Here is a 16,479-nt window from a genome sequence, read left to right as displayed (position 1 = left end):
ACCGGTCAGGGGTGACGCGCTATCGCCAGCAGGTTCGGTTGCCGGCCGCCCGGTGCCGCCGACAGCCCCGATGTCGCCGGCAGGCCCGATGTCGCCGGCAGGCCCGGTTACCAGCCGACCGGTGTCGCCCGCCGGTTCGTTCCGGGGTGACGCGGTTACGCCAGCAGGCCCGGCCGCCGGCCACCCGGTGTCACCCGCAGCTCCGGTCACCAGCCGGCCGGTGTCACCCGAAGGCCCGACCACCAGCCGGCCGGTGTCACCCGAAGGCCCGACCACCAGCCGACCGATCTCCCCGGCAGGCCCGCCCGCCAGCCGACCGATCTCCCCGGCAGGCCCGCCCGCCAGCCGGCCGGTGTCGCCGGGGGGTCCGATCGGCGAGCCACCGGCTGCTGGTTCTCGGCCCCCGCTGCCCGCCGTCGAGGAGCAGTTCCAGGCGACCGGCCATGTGCCGCGACCTGCTCCCGAGGACGACGTCACGCCGGTCCCGACGCCGCCCGCCGCCCGACTGCGGCTGGAGTTCCTGCCGGCCCCGGGGGAGGCCACGTCCAGCACCGGGTCCTCCGGGCCGGCCCCGGCGCGCCCCGAGTCGGTCCCGCCGACCCACCCGTACGCGCCCACACCGCAGCAGGGCCTCGGTACCGAACTTCGCGGCGCCGAACCCGTGCTCGGACCCCCGGCCACCACGCCGCCGGCCGACCGTCCGGCGAGTGCCCACCCGGCCGGTCCGCGCCCCGCTCCCGAGGACAGGGGTGCGCCGACCACGCCAGCGGTTCCGTCGGCGACGCCAGCGGCCGCGATGCCGCTCGCAGCGGGCATGCCCAGGGCGTACGTTCCGCCGCCACCGAGCGATCCGCCGCCACCGAGCGATCCGCCGGCACCGGCGGCCCCGCCCCGACCCCAGCCGGCCGCGCCGAGCGGCGCGGACGCCTGGTTCCGGCCCTCCAAGCCCGTGATGCCTGCCGCAGAGACGGACGACGGCCGTCCCGCGGAGGCGGACCCCCGCCCCGCTGCCCCGGCCGACGCGTCCCCGAGCGCCATGTCGACACCTCCGGTCGACGCGGCGCTCCCGAAGCCCGTCCAGGACGACCTCCTATCGCCCGAGCCCACCCACGACCACCTCGACGGGGCGGCTGGGACCGATCCGGTGACACCCGCACCGGCCTCGCCGGGGACCTCGTCGACGGCCGCCCTGTCGGTCACCTCGCCCGTGTCCTCGCCGCCTGCCTCCGGTCCGCCTGCCGGACCGGTATCCGTGCCGCCCACGACACCCGCCCCGACGACCCCTGCGGCGGGCGACCCGGCTCCCCCGAGTCACCCGGCCGCCACACGATCGGAGCCGGCGAAGCCCCACCTCGCCTCCGCACCGGCACGCCCTGTCTCCGGACCACCTGTCCCCCGCCCTGTCTCCATGCCCCCTGCCCCGCACGTGTCGGCATCACCCGCCGGGCCGGAGTCGGCACCCCCGGTCCCGTCGGAGTCGGCACCGCCCGCCCGGTCGGAGGCGACGCCCGCAGCGCCGCCGGAGTCGACACCATCAACCCGGGCGGAGCTCGTGTCCCCGGCCTCGCCGGAGTCGGCACCGCCTGCCGCGTCGGATCCGGTGCCAAGGGAGCACGTCGCTCCTGCCCCAGTCGCGCTTGACGGTCTTCAGACCGGCCAGTCCAGGCCCGAGAACCTGGCACAGACCGTGTCGGCGCCTGCCCCAGGCGCTTCTGCCCCACCGCCCGCAACGGGCGTTGCGCCTTTGCGCACCCCCGACACCGACGCCGCGACCACGGCTGGGCCCACCGGTGGAACACCATGGCTGTCACCGAAGGGTTTTGACACCCATGGCGTTCCACTCGACGCGACCGATCCACGCTCAGCGTCCGCACCGCCGCCAGACACGGCAATGCGGGCAACCGCACCGCTGAGCGGGGCAACCGGAACGGTTCCTCCCGCGCGACCGGTCGACGGGTCCCCGAACGACTTCGGCCCTGGAACGGCGGCTGTGAGCAGCGCGCCTGACGCCGTTCCATCGGCGGCGGTGCCGGCCTCGGCCACGCTGATTCCCGGGCCACCCGCCCGGCCCGTGTCCGCGCCCCCGGCGGGGCCCGCCGCCTCGCCCACGGCGCGGCCCGTGTCCACGCCGCCCGCTGCGACCCCGGTACAGGCTGCTTCCGTGCCGCCCCTCGCGACCCCGACACAGGCCGCACCCGTGCCGCCCCTCGCGGCCCCGGCACAGGCCCCACCCGTGCCGCCCGTCACGGGTGCGGCGGCCAGGGGTGTCTTGCCGGCTCCGGCGACCTTCCCCGCCTTGCCGGTGGACGGGCCCTTGCCCGCGCCACCCGAAGGGCACACCCCGGTGCCCGAAGACCACCCGGAGGACAGTTCCGCGTCCGTTGCTGCGCCGGCCGACGCACCAGTCGCCGCGCCTTTGGCGCAGGCCCTGCCCACTCCGCCCGTCGCGCCCGTGTCGGCCCCGCCGACCCGACCCGCCGCCACAACCACCGGCAGCACGCCGCCGACGCCGGCTCAGCCGGTCACCGCGCCACCCTCCGAAGCACCGGCAGTGCCACCAGGCGTCCCCGATGTCGCGCCGCCGGGACAGGGGGTACCCGCGCCGCCAGCACCGCCTGCCGACGCGCCGCCGGCATCGCCCCTCCCCATGTCACCGGCGCAACCGGCATCCGCGCTGCCCGTCTCCGAGTCAGCCGCGCCGCCTGTCTCCGCGCCGCCGGCGCAACCGATGCCAGCGCCCACACCGCCGGCGCAACCGGTGCCAGCGTCACCCGCGCCGACCGTTGCCGAACCGCTGGCTCCTTCCGCCACCGAGCCGGTACCGCCCGTTTCGGTAGCGCCAGCACAAGCCGGACCGCTGACGCCGGCCCTCACCGAGCCCGAATCACCCGTCTCGGTGCCGCCAGCTGCACAAGCCGAACCGCTGGCACCGGCTGTCGCCTCCCCAGCGCCGCCCGTCCCGACACCGCCCATCTCGGCAGCGCCCGTCTCGGCAGCGCCCGGACAGCCGGTGTCAGCGCCGCCCATCTCGGCAGCGCCCGTCTCGGCAGCGCCCGGACAGCCGGTGTCGGCGGCGCCCGTCTCAGCGGCGCCCGGACAGCCGGTGTCAGCGCCGCCCGTCTCGGCGCCGTCGGCACAGCCGGCGTCCGCAGCGTCCGCGCCGGCCGCATCGACGCCGGTCGGGCAGGGTCCGTCGACTGCCGGTGAACGGCACGAACGCGCCCAGGAGCAGCGCGGCCCAGAGCAGCGCGGCCCAGAACAACGCGGCCCCGAACAACGTGGCCCCGAACAACGTGGCCCAGAACAACGCAGCCCCGAGCAACGTGGCCCCGAACAACGCAGCCCCGAGCAACGCGGCCCCGAACAACGCGGCCCCGAGCAACGTGGCCCAGGGCAGCGCGGCCCGGGATCGCGGGACGTCGACCGGACGAGTGCCGCGCAGGGCGACCCGGAGCAGGTGCTGGCGGCCTACCGCTGGCGGCTCGACCCGGAGACCCTGCGCGAGGTGGTGGAGGCGCCGGAGGAGTTCCGGACGATCCGCCGACGGCTCACCGAGAAGCTGGGCGCCGCCGTGGACAACCGGTCGCGCGCCCGGCTGCTGAGTTTGCGGGCGGTGGTCTCGCGGCTGCTCGGCGAGCTGGACGACGCGCTCGCCGACGGTCGGCTAGCACTCACGTACGCGGAGGCGACCGGGGAGTTGCGGCGTACGGCGGTCGCGCAGGCACGGCTGGCGCACGTGCTGCGCTGGCGGGGCGAGTTCGTGGAGGCCGACCGGCTCTTCGCCGAGGCCAACTCGACGGAGCTGCCCGACCGGCTGCGCGCGGCGCTGCACGAGCACGCGGGGCGGTCGTGCTACGACCAGGGCCGGTTGATGGAGGCGTGCCACCACTTCGAGCGGGCCCTCGACCTGCGCGGCGACGGGGACCCCGAACTCCAGGCACGGATCCGGCTCAGCCTGGACTCGGTGGCGGAGCGGGTGGCGGAGACGGGCTTCGGGCCGTACCCCCGGAGTCGGGACGAGGTGCTGGAGCGTGACCGGCCCCCGGTGCCGGCGCGCGACGGCGACCTGTGGGGTTTCGCCGACCCGGACGGCGACATGGCCATCGCGGCCGAGTACGCCGAGGCGCAGGCGTTCCGCGAGGGGCTGGCCTGGGTACGGCGGCCGGAGACGGAGCGGTGGTCGCTGGTCGACCTCGCCGGCGCCACCGTGCTCGGGCCGACCTACCCGGTGGTCCGGCCGTTCAGCGACGGGCTGGCCTGGGTGTCGGACGGCGCCTCCGGGTGGGTGGCGATCGACGCCGTCGGCGAGGTGGTCGTGCCGCACGGCTTCGCGGACGTACGCCCGTTCCACCACGGCGTGGCGGTGGTCCGCCGGGAGGGTTGGGGGGCGGTCGACCGCAACGGCCGCATCGTGGTGCCCACCCGGTACCACGAATTCGCCACGGTGCTGGCCGACGGCCGGTACGTCGACGGTTTCACCGACGAGGGGCTGGCCGTGGTGGACGTGGCCGGCCGGCGGGGCGTGGTGGACCGTACCGGGAAGGTGCTGGTCCCGCCCGCCCATCCGGCGCTGGTCATCCACCCCGTCGCGTTCCTGGTCGACGACGGCACCGGGCACTGGGGTGCGCTCGACCGGCGGGGCGAGCCGCTGATCGAGCCGGTGCACCGCGACCGCGACGAGGTCGTCGCCGAGATCGAGCGGCTGCTCGTCGACACCCACCCGGTGCTCTGAGCCGCGTCCCCGGCCGGTCATGATCGGCAGGAGTAGGGTCGTGAGCATGGAATTCCGTCACCTGGGCCGTTCCGGCCTGATGGTCAGCGAGATCTCGTACGGCAACTGGATCACCCACGGCTCGCAGGTCGAGGAGGACGCGGCGTTCGCCTGCGTCCGGGCCGCCCTGGACGCCGGCATCACCACCTTCGACACGGCCGACGTGTACGCGGGCACCCGCGCCGAGGACGTGCTGGGACGCGCGCTGGAGAACGAGCGGCGCGAGGGGCTGGAGATCTTCACCAAGGTGTTCTGGCCCACGGGGCCGGGCCGCAACGACCGGGGCCTGTCCCGCAAGCACATCATGGAGTCGATCGACGGCTCGCTGCGCCGGCTCCGCACCGACTACGTGGACCTCTACCAGGCCCACCGGTACGACTACAGCACCCCGCTGGAGGAGACGATGGAGGCGTTCGCCGACGTCGTGCACTCCGGCAAGGCGCTCTACATCGGCGTCTCCGAGTGGAAGGCGTCGCAGATCCGCGAGGCCCACCAGCTCGCCCGGGAGCTGCGCATCCCGCTGGTCTCCAACCAGCCGCAGTACTCGATGCTCTGGCGGGTCATCGAGTCCGAGGTCGTCCCCACCAGCGAGGAGCTGGGCGTCGGGCAGATCGTGTGGTCGCCGATCGCGCAGGGCGTGCTCTCCGGCAAGTACCTGCCGGGTCAGCCGCCGCCGGCCGGCTCCCGCGCCACCGACGAGAAGTCGGGCGCGGGCTTCATCGCCAAGTTCATGACCGACGACGTGCTGACGCGGGTGCAGCGGCTCAAGCCGCTGGCCGAGCAGGCGGGCCTGAGCATGGCGCAGCTCGCCATCGCCTGGGTGCTGCAGAACCCGAACGTCTCCTCGGCGATCGTCGGCGCGTCCCGCCCCGAGCAGGTGCACGACAACGTCAAGGCCGCCGGTGTGAAGCTCGACGCCGGCCTGCTCAAGGCGATCGACGAGATCATCGACCCGATCGTCGAGCGCGACCCGTCCCGGACCGAGTCCCCCGCCCAGCGTCCGTGACACCCCGCCCCGGCCGGCCCCCACGAAGGGGACCGGCCGGGGTCGGGCAGCGCCGGTCGACGGCGGGTCGGGCAGCGCTGGGCCGGGTGCGACGCGCCGGCCAACGCCGGGCGACGGCCGCCGGGTGCGACGCGCCGGTCAGCTCTGCCAGAAGCGGATCAGGTCCAGGCCGAGTGCGTAGAGCCACTGCGGCAGGCCGAGGACGTCCCCCACGGCGAAGACCGCCCCGAAGAACCAGCCGCTGATCCGCGGGTTCCACAGCAGCGCGAACAGCAGGATGAAGCCGAACGGGGCGAACAGGTCGTACATCTTGCGCCACTGCGCGTTCAGCCACGGCTGGATCATGTTGCCGCCGTCGAGGCCGGGCACCGGGAGCAGGTTGAGCACGCTCGCGGTGAGCTGGAGGAACGCCAGCAACGCCACGCCCGCCCAGAACTCGACCGGGCCGCCGCCGGCCGCGCCGAGGCGTACGGCGGCCACCAGGACCAGCGTGAACAGCACGTTGGTGGCCGGGCCCGCGAGGCTGACCAGCGTGTGCCGCAGCCGCCCCGGGATGGCGTGCCGGTCCACCCAGACCGCCCCGCCGGGCAGGCCGATGCCGCCGAGCAGCACCACCAGCACCGGCAGCCCGATCGACAGCAGCGGGTGGCTGTACTTCAGCGGGTTCAGCGTCAGGTAGCCCCGGTGGGCCACGCTGCGGTCGCCGGCCCGGAACGCGACGATCGCGTGGGCGTACTCGTGCAGGCAGAGCGACACCAACCAGCCGGACACGACGAAGAGGAACACGTCGAGCCGCACGTTGCCGAACCCGTGCCAGGTCAGCACGCCACTCGTGGCGAAGAGCGCGACCAGGGCCAGGAAGACCGGGCTGGGCCGGAACGCCGCCCGGGGCACGCCGAGCACCAGCGGCTCGCCCCCCGGGCGGTCGCCGGCCATCACTCCGCCGGGGGCAGCAGGCTCATCCGGTATTCCACCCGGTCGTCCTCGACGAGCGCGACCGAGGTGACGCCGGACGCCGCGAGCTCGCGCCAGGTCTGGCCGATCCAGGACTCGGCGTCCGCCTGACTGCCGAACGACTCCGCCGGCCCCTCGACCGACTCGCCGTTCGTGCCCTCGTACCGCCAGCTCCACGCCATGCCGCGTCTCCCCTCGCCGCTGATGTCCCGTGGGACGAACCCCCGCCAGCGTAGTCGGCCGCGCCCGTACGGGCGCGACGCTCGGCGGCCGGGGCTCCGACGGGCTGATCATCCGGCGGCGACGTGCCGGTACCGTGGCCCGGTGCTGACTCAAGGAGTGGTGCTCAGCGAGCGGTACCGGCTGGGCGAACGGGTGGCGACCGGCGGCATGGGCGCGGTCTGGCGGTGCACCGACATCATGCTGGAGCGCGAGGTCGCGGTGAAGGTGCTGCTGCCGGCGCTGACCGCCGATCCCGAGTTCACCGCCCGGTTCCGGGCCGAGGCCCGGATGCTGGCGGCGCTGCGTCACCCGGGCGTGGTCGCCGTGCACGACGTCGGCCGGTCCACCCTCGCCGACGGCAGCCAGGCCGACTACCTGGTGATGGAGTACGTCGACGGCCAGCCGCTGAGTTCCTGGCTACGGCGGGCGGGGCGGCTCGACCCGGCGTCCACCATGTCCGTGGTGGCGCAGGCCGCCGACGCGCTGCACACGGCCCATCTCGCCGGCATCGTGCACCGGGACGTGAAGCCGGGCAACCTGCTGGTGAAGTCCGACGGCCGGGTGGTGCTGGTGGACTTCGGCATCGCCCGCTCGGGCACCACGGCGGGCATCACCGCCGCCAACGTGATGCTCGGCACCGCCTCGTACATGTCCCCCGAGCAGGCCGCGAACCAGCCGGTCTCCCCGGCGACGGACATCTACGCGCTCGGCGCGGTGGCGTACGTCTGCCTGGCGGGGCAGCCGCCGTTCGACGGCGACAACCCGCTCCAGGTGGCGCTGCGGCACGTCCAGGAGGAGCCGCCGCCGCTGCCGCCCGGCACCCCGCCGCCGGTGGTCGCGCTGGTGGAGCGGGCGATGGCCAAGCGCCCCGGCGACCGGTACCCGGACGCGGCGGCGCTCGCCGACGCCGCGGCCGAGGCGCGGGACGCGACGCTGGCCGTCGTCCCGGCCTCCGCCCGCCCGCCGTGGGCCGTCGCCGGGCCGGCTCCCGCCGCGCTCGCGTCCCTGGCCGGCGGGGGCACCGACCCGGGCGGCAGCTCTCTCCCCAGCGCGGGAACCGACCCGGGCGGCGCGTCCCTCCCCGGCACGGGAACCGGCCCGGGCGGCAACTCCTGGCGTGACGCCGGGCCGGGCGCCCCCGCCGCGCCCGCGTCGCCCACCGCCGGGCCCCGCCCGGGCACCCCCGCCGTCGATCCGTTCGCGGCCCCGGGCACCGGTCTCGGCGCGCCGCCAGCCGCTCCCGCCGGGCATCGGCCGCTCGCGCCGCCTGCGGAGACCGGCTCCGGCACGCCGGTGGCGCCCGCCTTCGGGCCCCCGCCGGCGCCGCCCGTGCCGGTGTCCGGCACCCCCGGCGGTACGCCAACCGCGCCGTCCGGGTCGGCCGGCTACCCACCGTTCCCGCCCGCCGGCCCGCTGCCGTTCGGGGCCGGACCGTTCGGCCAGGCCAGTGCCCCGCCGGCCGGAGCCGCCCCGCTCGGGCACGCGAGCGCTCCGCCGGCCGGGGCGGCCCCGTTCGGGCACGCGAGCGGCCCGCCGGCCGGGGCGGCCCCGTTCGGGCGCCCGGGTCATCCGGCGGCCGGAGGCGACACGTGGGGCGGGCTGCCGCCGACCCGGGAGGACCCGGTCGAGGCGCGGCCGTCGCCGCGGCGCAGGGCCGCGCTGATCGGCGCGGCGGCCACCGTGTTCGTGGTGCTGGCCGGCGTGGTGGGGGCGACGGCCCTCTTCTCCGGCGGGGACCCGGCCGGCGGAAACACGCCAACGACGCTGACCGGCAAGTCCGTGGCGGCGGGGACTTCGGAGCCGGAGGGCGGCGACGGCACGGGGCAGTTCCAGGTCGAGCCGTCGCCGGGCGTCACCCGGTCGACGGCCCCGTCGCCCGGGGCGCCCTCGTCGACGCCCGGCCGCTCCTCGGCCCCCACCACCGGCGGCGAGCCGACCGTCACCTCGTCGGGGCGGCCCAGCTCCGCCCCGACGACCAGCCAGCCGGCGAAGCCGAACCCGTACACGCCGGTCGAGGCGTGCGGCAGCGGGTACAAGGTGATCGACTCGGCCTCGCTGACCGCCTCGGGCGTCCGCAAGGGCCGGGTCTACCTGCTCTACCACGCGGGCACCGGCACCAACTGCGTGGTGACGATGAAGGAGTCGGCGGTGGGCACGCCCACGTCCGCCTCGGCGTGGCTGGAGGTGCAGGGGCGGGCACGCAGCACCGACAGCGGGTCGTTCTCCTACTACGCCGGGCCGGTGCGGGCGAAGGCCGCCGGGGTCTGCGTGAAGTGGGGCGGGTCGACCGGCGGGGCCAGCTACGGCAGCGGCTTCGAGCACTGCGGCTGAGCGGGGCCCGCGGCGCCTCACCCGCCGTGGGCGGGCCCGCGTCGGCTGACCGCACCCGCCGGCCGCTGGCCGGCCGCCCGCCCGCCGGGGCCGCCGGCTCCTCGCACCTCCGGGGGCCACGCCCCGGGGGCTGGCTCTAAAGTACGGGCATGTCGGTTGACGGGTGGAACACGGTCCTGGTGCTCGGCGGCATCCGGTCCGGGAAGTCGGAGTTCGCCGAGTCCCTGGTCGCCGAGGCGCCGACGGTCCGCTACGTGGCCACCGCCGCCGACGCGCCCGCCGACGACGCGGAGTGGGCGGCCCGGCTGGCGGCGCACCGCGCCCGCCGACCGGAGACCTGGACCACCGAGGAGACCGCCGACGACCCGCGCCGCCTGGCGGACGTGATCGCCGCCGCCGGCCCGAACGAGACGCTGCTCGTCGACGACCTTGGCGGCTGGGTGACGGTGCTGCTCGACCCGGCCCACCAACCGGCCGACGACACCGCCACCGTCGCCGAACTGGCGGCGGCGGTGCGCGGCTGCGCGGCCCGGCTGGTGCTGGTCAGCCCCGAGGTCGGGCTCTCGCTGGTGCCGACCACCCCGCTCGGCCGGGCGTTCACCGACGCGCTCGGCGCGGCCAACCGGGCGGTCGCCGACGCCTGCGACGCGGTCGTGCTGGTGGTCGCCGGGCAGGCGGCCTGGCTGAAGCCCGGCGCCCCGCAGCCGGGCGTCGTGCCGGCCCAGCCCGGCCCGGCCCCGCTCACCGCGACGGGTGCGCCGGCCGCCGCCACGACCGCCACCGGCGCGGCCGGCGGCCCGTTGGGCGCCGCGGAGCCCGCCGCAGGCGTGCCCGCCCCCGCGTCGGCCAAGCCCGACGGCACCGCCTGGGCCGCACCGACCATGGCGCTGCCGGTGGTCGCCACCGGCCTGGTCATCCAGCCCGGGATGGAACTGCCCATGCCCGACGAGTACGCCGGCCCGCAGGCGATCGAGCGGCTCGCCACGCTGGACGTGCCCGGGGCGGGGCTGGGCGCCCTGGAGCGGGTGGTCGGGTTCGCCGCCGCCACCCAGGGCACCGCCACGCCGGCCCCGTGGGGCTCCGTACGGGTGCTGCTGCTGCACGGCGACCACCTCGGCGGCGCCGCCGCCGGCAGCGTGGACGGCGAGTCGGCGCGCCGGGCCCGGCAGGCCCGCGCCGGCAGGGGGGTGCTGGCCCGGCTGGCCGCCGAGAGCGGCGCCGACCTCCAGGTCGTGGAGACCCCCGCCTCGGCACCGATGGAGGACGAGCCGGCGCTGACCGGCGAGCAGGTCGAGGCGGCCCTGCGGGAGGGCTGGCGGCTCGCCGAGGAGGCCGCCGACGCGGGCGTACACCTGCTGGTGCTGGGGGCGTGCGGCGCCGGCACCGAGGCTGCCGCGGCGGCGGTGCTGGCCGCGACGGCCGGCGCCGAGACGCCCGCGGTGCTCGGCCGCGTGGTCACCGACTCGGGCGAGATCGACGACGCGGCCTGGATGCGGCGGTGCGCCGCCGTGCGGGACGCGCTGCACCGGACCCGGCGCTCGCCGCGCGGCGCCAAGGACGTGCTGGCCGAGCTGGGCGGCGGGGACGTCGCCGTGGCCACCGGCGTCCTGCTCGGCGCGACCGCCCGCCGGCTGCCGGTCATGCTCGACGGGCCGGTCGGCGTGGCCGCCGCCATGGTCAGCCGTGACCTGGCCGGGCAGGCCCGGCACTGGTGCCTGCTGGCCGACCACCGCGGGGATCCCGCCGTCCGGCTCGCCGCCGACGTGCTGGGCCTGACCCCGCTGCTCGACGTGCACCTCGACCTCGGCGAGGGCGCCAACGCCCTGGCCGCGCTGCCGCTGCTGCGATCGGTGCTGGCGCTGGCCGCCGCGCTGCCGGCCCGCCCGTCGCCCGGCGGCGACGGGGAGGACGGCGACGACGACGGGGACGGGGAGCCGGAGCCCGGTGTCGACACCGACGAGCCCGACTTCCGCGAGCCGGAGCCGGCCGGCCCCGGGCCGACCAGCACGGAGCCGGAGACGGAGACGGAGCCGGTGGACCCGTCCGGCCGGCGTGCCGGCTGAGTCGCGGCTCGCCGACGGGGCGCGGCTGGCGCTGACCACCTTCACCACCCTGCCGGTGCGCGCCGGGCGCATCGACCGGCCGGTGGCGGGGACGGCGATGGCGCTCGCCCCGGCGGTCGGCGCGCTGCTCGGCGCCGTCCTGGCCGCGATCCTGCTGCTCCCGGGCGCGCTCGCGCCGCCGCTGGTCGCGGCGGCCGTGACCGTCGGCGCCGGCGCGCTGCTCACCCGCGGGCTGCATCTGGACGGGCTGGCCGACACCGTGGACGCCCTGGGGTCGTACCGGCGGGGGGCGGCCGCGCTGGAGATCATGAAGAAGCCGGACGTGGGCCCGTTCGGGGTGGTCGCGCTGGTGGTCGTACTCCTGGTGCAGACGGCGGCCCTCGCGGAGCTGGCCGGCCGGTCGTGGCCGGCGGCGCTCGCGGCGGTGGTGGCGGCGACCGCGGCGGGCCGGCTCGGGGTGGCGGTGGCCTGCCGACGCGGGGTGCCGGCGGCCCGCCCGGAGGGGCTCGGCGCGCTGGTCGCCGGCACCGTCGGGCCCGTCGCGCTGGTAGGCGGGACGGTCGCCGTCGCGCTGCCGGCCCTCGCGGCCGTGCCGGGCCGCCCGTGGCAGGGGCCGCTCGCCGTCGCCGCCGCCCTCGCCGTCGCGGTGGGGCTGCTGCGGCACGTGGTACGCCGACTCGGCGGCGTCACGGGCGACGTGCTCGGCGCGACCGTGGAGGTGGTCACCACGCTGGTCTACCTAGGACTGGTGCTGTCCGGCTGAACGGGGCACGCTGCGGCGGGTAGCGTTCTCCCACGACAGCACCGGCGCGGCCATCCGGGGGACGACATGCTCATCACGGACGACTTCCTGCCCGTACCGGTCCCGGAGTCGCTGAGCGCGACCTATCTGGTGCCCATGACGGGGCTGCCGAAGGTGAGCACGAAGACGGCCGTGCAGCGGCTCAGCGGCCGGCTGGCCGAGCCGGTGCACGGGCTGGCCCGGCAGATGCTGGACAGCCCGCTGATGACCGTGGACACCCGCCCGATCGGCGAGTTCCCCGCGCTGCCGCCGGACCTGCTCACCGCGTTCGGCGCCACGGAGGCGCAGCTGGCCCGGCTGGCCGCCGCGAGCCACCTGGTGGTGGTGCAGGCCGAGTACCGCCCCGGCTGGCCGCCGGCCCACGAGTGGGCGGCGCGGGCGGTGGCCGCGGCCGTCGCCGAAACCGTTGACGGCGACGTGGTGGACGTCTTCGGCCTGCAGTTCCTCGACCCGGCGACGGCGCTGCGCTCGCTGCCCGACGAGCAGGGACGTATCCGGCTGGTCGACTGGGTGCTGGTGCCCTACTCCTCGGACGCCGAGGGCCTCTGGTTCACTACGAAGGGGCTGCGCCGCTTCGGGCTGCTGGAGCTGCAGACCCAGGGCGTGCCGGACCACCTGACCCGGGCGTGGGGCGCGGTGATGACCGGCGCGGCGCGGCGGCTGCTGCGGGACTGGACCGACGGGCTCTCCGGCGAGGAGGTGCCCGCGTTCGTGCAGCTGCCGGTGCTGGCCACGGTGACCGGGCACGACATCGCGGTGGCGTACGGCAATCCGGAGCAGCACGGGGCGACGGCGCCGGTGCTGCTGCGGCTGGAGCTGGACCCGGCCACCGACCCGGACGCCGACTCGTTCCTCAGCCTGCGCCCGCCGGCCGGGCACCCGGGGCCGGACGGCCGCTACTACGCCGCCGCCTGCGCGACCCTCTTCGCCGGCATCCAGCCGGACGTGCGCTACGCCCGCCCGGGCGACGCGATGAGCAGGGCGATCGCCACCGCGCGCGCCGGGCTGGGCGCCGTCCGGGCCCGGTTCCTCGCCGGCCAGCTCCCGCCAGAGACGCAGCTCGTGGTGAAGTACGGGCTGCCGGGCGACGACGGCCCGGAGTACGTCTGGGCCGGGGTGACGTCGTGGGACGCGGCGGAACGGATCGTCGGCGCGAGCGCCAGCGACGCCAACACCGACCCCACCGTGCGCATCGGCTCCCCCGTCGTGGTGGAGGCGGCGGACGTGGTCGACTGGGCGGTGCTCGACGGCACCGGCGTCATCGAGGGCGGCTGGACCCAGGCCGTCCTGGACGCCGGCGAACGCCCCCCGCCCCCGGTCTGACCACGCCAGCCACCCCGTTGATCATGAAGTTGCCGCCGGGACACGCCGATCCGGCGGTTGCGAACTTCATGATCAACGGGTCGCGGGTTACTTCACCGAAGGGGTGACGAACGGGGGGCGGGTGACGCGCATCTGGGCGCGGCGACCGCGGATGTCGACCTCGACCAGGTCGCCGTCGGCGAGGCTCGCGGCGGTGTCCAGCAGCGCCAGGGCGATGCCCTGCTTCTTCGTCGGGGAGAACGTGCCGCTGGTGATCGTGCCGACCTGCCCGTCGCCGACGAACACGGCCATGCCGGGGCGCGGGATCGCCCGGTCGACGGCCGCGAGGCCGCGCAGCGTACGCCTCGGGCCGGCGGCCTTCTCGGCCAGCAGCGCGTCGCGGCCCCAGAAGGCCGCCTTGTCCCAGCCGACCGCCCATCCGGAGCGGGCCTGCACCGGGGTGATCTCCAGCGACAGGTCCTGCCCGTGCAGCGGGTACCCCATCTCGGTGCGCAGGGTGTCCCGGGCGGCCAGCCCGCAGGCGCGCAGCTCGAAGGGCTCCCCGGCGGCGAAGAGCGCGTCCCAGACCGCGACGGCGTGCTCCGCCGGCACCACCAGCTCGAAGCCCAGCTCGCCGGTGTAGCCGGTGCGGCACACGGTCAGCTCGACCGGCCCGGACGCCACGTCCAGGGTCGCGGTGGAGAAGCTCATGTAGCCGTGGTCGGTCGGCAGGCCCAGCGCGCCGAGCAGCTCCGCCGAGCGCGGCCCCTGCACGGCGAGGACGGCGTACGCCTCGTGCTCGTCGGTGACCGTGACCGAGGCGGGCGCGGCGGCGCGGAGCCGGCGCACCACCTCGGCGGTGTTCGCCGCGTTCGGGATGAGGAAGACGTGGTCGTCGGCGTGCAGGTAGGCGATGATGTCGTCCACCACGCCGCCGGTGGCGTCGTCGCAGCACAGCGTGTACTGCGCCTGGCCCGGCCCGATACGGCGGAGGTCGTTGCTGAGGCAGGCGTTGACGAACTCCGCCGCGCCCGGCCCGGTCACCCGCGCCTTGCCCAGGTGGGAGACGTCGAAGACGCCGACCCCGGTCCGCACCGCGGTGTGCTCCTTGAGCACGCCGCCTCCGGCGTACTCCAGCGGCATCTCCCAGCCGCCGAACGGGGCGAACTTGGCGCCCGCAGCGGTGTGCCGCTCGTGCAGGGGGGAACGGCGCAGCCGGGTCGCGGCGGCGTCGGAGGTCACGTCGGTCATGGGTGGGAACTTACCGGGGTCTGAACGGCTGGTTAGCATCGGCGGGACCCGCCGGAGCCGTCGGCGGGACAGCCCCGACCTCCGACGGGTACGTTCCGCCGGAGACCTTCATCGCCGGTACGCCACGACGCGACCGGCCCGGCCCGCCCGGAGTAGCTTCAGTGACATCGCCCAGCACCACCCTGAGCCTGGTCGACACCGACCCCGCCGAACTCGCCGTCGACGCGATCGTGATCGGCGTGCACAGCCAGACCGGAGAGCAGGACGCCACCAGCGGCCCCGCCGGGACCCTGCTGCTGGCCAGCGGCGCGGAGAGCATCGCCGCCGCCTTCGACGGCAAGCTGACCGAGACGCTGGCCCTGTTGGGCGCGACCGGCGGCCCCGGCGAGGTGATCAAGCTGGCCACGCTGGGCACCGTGACGGCCCCGGTGGTCGCCGCGGTCGGGCTCGGCCCGGAGCCGACCGGCGCCGCCCCGGCCCCGGAGACCCTGCGTCGGGCGGCCGGCGCGGCCGTCCGGGCGCTCGCCGGCGCGCCGCGGGTGGCGCTGGCCCTGCCGCTGCCGGACGACGCCGACGCGCCGGCCGCGCTGCGGGCCGTTGCGGAGGGGGCGCTGCTCGGCGGGTACCGGTTCGCCGGCTACAAGACCCGGCCGCAGCCGGCCCGGCGGGAGCCGGTGGCCGATGTGCTGGTGGCCGTCCCGGACGCCGGTGACGCCGGCGCCCAGGCCGAGATCGCCCGGGCCCAGGCGGTCGGCGGCGCGGTCCGGCGCAGCCGGGACTGGGTCAACACCGCCCCCAACGAGCTGCGCCCGCCGTCCTTCGCCGACTCGGTGGCGGACGCCGCCCGCGAGGCCGGCCTCGAGGTCGAGGTCCTCGACGAGGCCGCGCTGGCGGCCGGCGGCTACGGCGGCATCATCGCCGTCGGGCAGGGCTCGGAGGCCCCGCCGCGCATGGTGAAGCTGAGCTACACGCCGGCCGGCGGCGGCAACGGCAAGCGGGTCGCGCTGGTGGGCAAGGGCATCACCTTCGACACCGGCGGCATCTCGATCAAGCCGGCGCAGGGCATGTGGGAGATGAAGTCCGACATGGCGGGCGCCGCCGCGGTGGGCGCCGCCATGCTGGCGATCGCCGCGCTCAAGCCGTCGGTGGCGGTGACCGCGTACCTGCCGATGGCGGAGAACATGCCGTCCGGGCGGTCGTACCGGCCGGGTGACGTGATCAGCATGTACAACGGCAAGAAGGTCGAGGTGCTCAACACCGACGCCGAGGGCCGGATGATCCTGGCCGACGCCATGGCCCGGGCCTGCGAGGACGGCTGCGACTACCTCTTCGAGACCTCCACCCTGACCGGCGGGCAGGTCATCGCGCTGGGCAAGAAGATCGCCGGCGTGATGGGCAGCCCGGAGCTGTGCGAGCGGGTCCGGGTCGCCGGCGACGCCGTCGGCGAGCCGGCCTGGCCGATGCCGCTGCCGGACGACGTGCGCAAGGGCATGGACTCCGACGTGGCCGACATCTCGCAGGTCAACGCCGGCATGGACCGGGCCGGTCACATGCTCCAGGGCGGGGTGTTCCTGCGCGAGTTCGTCACCGAGGACGTGGCCTGGGCGCACATCGACATCGCCGGGCCGGGCTACCACTCGGGCGAGCCGACCGGCTACTGGACCAAGGGCGGCACCGGCGTCCCGGTCCGCACGCTCGTCCAGCTCGTCGAGGACGTCGCCGCCAACGGCTGAGGTGTGCACGGAGAGGGGCCCCTCGTCACGAGGGGCCCCTCCGC

The 16,479-nt window shown here is 76.5% G+C and carries 9 protein-coding genes and 1 pseudogene; 7 read left to right on the top strand and 3 right to left on the bottom strand.

Annotated elements, in window-relative coordinates:
- Positions 1–3,457 precede the first annotated feature (3,457 nt).
- Together ABZ793_RS03400 and ABZ793_RS03395 are read left to right on the top strand one after the other, a co-directional pair.
- Positions 3,458–4,732, top strand: a complete 1,275-nt coding sequence (locus ABZ793_RS03400) for a WG repeat-containing protein (protein WP_357451184.1) — start codon at positions 3,458–3,460, stop codon at positions 4,730–4,732.
- A 46-nt stretch (positions 4,733–4,778) separates the two neighbouring features.
- On the top strand, positions 4,779–5,777 hold the full coding sequence (locus tag ABZ793_RS03395) for an aldo/keto reductase family protein (protein ID WP_357451181.1): 999 nt from the start codon (positions 4,779–4,781) through the stop codon (positions 5,775–5,777).
- A gap of 138 nt (positions 5,778–5,915) precedes the next feature.
- Here ABZ793_RS03395 and ABZ793_RS03390 read toward each other — a convergent pair whose 3' ends face one another.
- Positions 5,916–6,713 carry a site-2 protease family protein gene (locus ABZ793_RS03390; RefSeq protein ID WP_357451178.1) on the bottom strand — a complete coding sequence of 266 codons (798 nt, stop codon included), beginning with the start codon at positions 6,711–6,713 and terminating at the stop codon, positions 5,916–5,918.
- A complete protein-coding gene (locus tag ABZ793_RS03385) occupies positions 6,713–6,913 on the bottom strand; it encodes a hypothetical protein (RefSeq protein ID WP_350707905.1) in 201 nt (66 codons plus the stop codon). Before ABZ793_RS03385 ends, ABZ793_RS03390 begins: the two co-directional genes overlap by 1 nt.
- Positions 6,914–7,073: 160 nt before the next feature.
- On the opposite strand from ABZ793_RS03385, the pseudogene ABZ793_RS03380 reads away from it, so the two are divergent.
- The 4 genes and pseudogenes from ABZ793_RS03380 to ABZ793_RS03365 form a co-directional block, all read left to right on the top strand.
- Positions 7,074–7,865 (top strand): annotated as a pseudogene (locus ABZ793_RS03380) (serine/threonine-protein kinase); the annotation flags it as partial.
- 1,568 nt (positions 7,866–9,433) lie between these two features.
- Positions 9,434–11,347 carry a bifunctional adenosylcobinamide kinase/adenosylcobinamide-phosphate guanylyltransferase gene (locus tag ABZ793_RS03375; RefSeq protein WP_357451175.1) on the top strand — a complete coding sequence of 638 codons (1,914 nt, stop codon included), beginning with the start codon at positions 9,434–9,436 and terminating at the stop codon, positions 11,345–11,347.
- Positions 11,337–12,110: an adenosylcobinamide-GDP ribazoletransferase gene (gene cobS, locus ABZ793_RS03370; RefSeq protein ID WP_357451171.1), complete on the top strand. Its 774-nt coding sequence runs from the start codon at positions 11,337–11,339 to the stop codon at positions 12,108–12,110. The genes ABZ793_RS03375 and cobS overlap by 11 nt, the downstream gene beginning before the upstream one ends.
- Before the next feature lie 66 nt (positions 12,111–12,176).
- Positions 12,177–13,472, top strand: a complete 1,296-nt coding sequence (locus ABZ793_RS03365; protein ID WP_357451168.1) for a DUF2314 domain-containing protein — start codon at positions 12,177–12,179, stop codon at positions 13,470–13,472.
- An 87-nt stretch (positions 13,473–13,559) separates the two neighbouring features.
- Here the strand turns inward: ABZ793_RS03365 and gcvT are convergent, their stop codons facing one another.
- Positions 13,560–14,702 (bottom strand): glycine cleavage system aminomethyltransferase GcvT, encoded by a 1,143-nt coding sequence (gene gcvT / locus ABZ793_RS03360; protein ID WP_357451165.1) that lies wholly within the window; start codon positions 14,700–14,702, stop codon positions 13,560–13,562.
- 161 nt (positions 14,703–14,863) lie between these two features.
- Here gcvT and ABZ793_RS03355 point away from each other — a divergent pair, with 161 nt between their 5' ends.
- Positions 14,864–16,435: a leucyl aminopeptidase gene (locus ABZ793_RS03355; protein ID WP_357451162.1), complete on the top strand. Its 1,572-nt coding sequence runs from the start codon at positions 14,864–14,866 to the stop codon at positions 16,433–16,435.
- Positions 16,436–16,479 lie beyond the last annotated feature (44 nt).

The organism is Micromonospora sp. NPDC047465 (genome assembly GCF_040643125.1).
Lineage (GTDB): Bacteria > Actinomycetota > Actinomycetes > Mycobacteriales > Micromonosporaceae > Micromonospora.
This window is presented reverse-complemented; position numbering and strand designations above follow the sequence as displayed.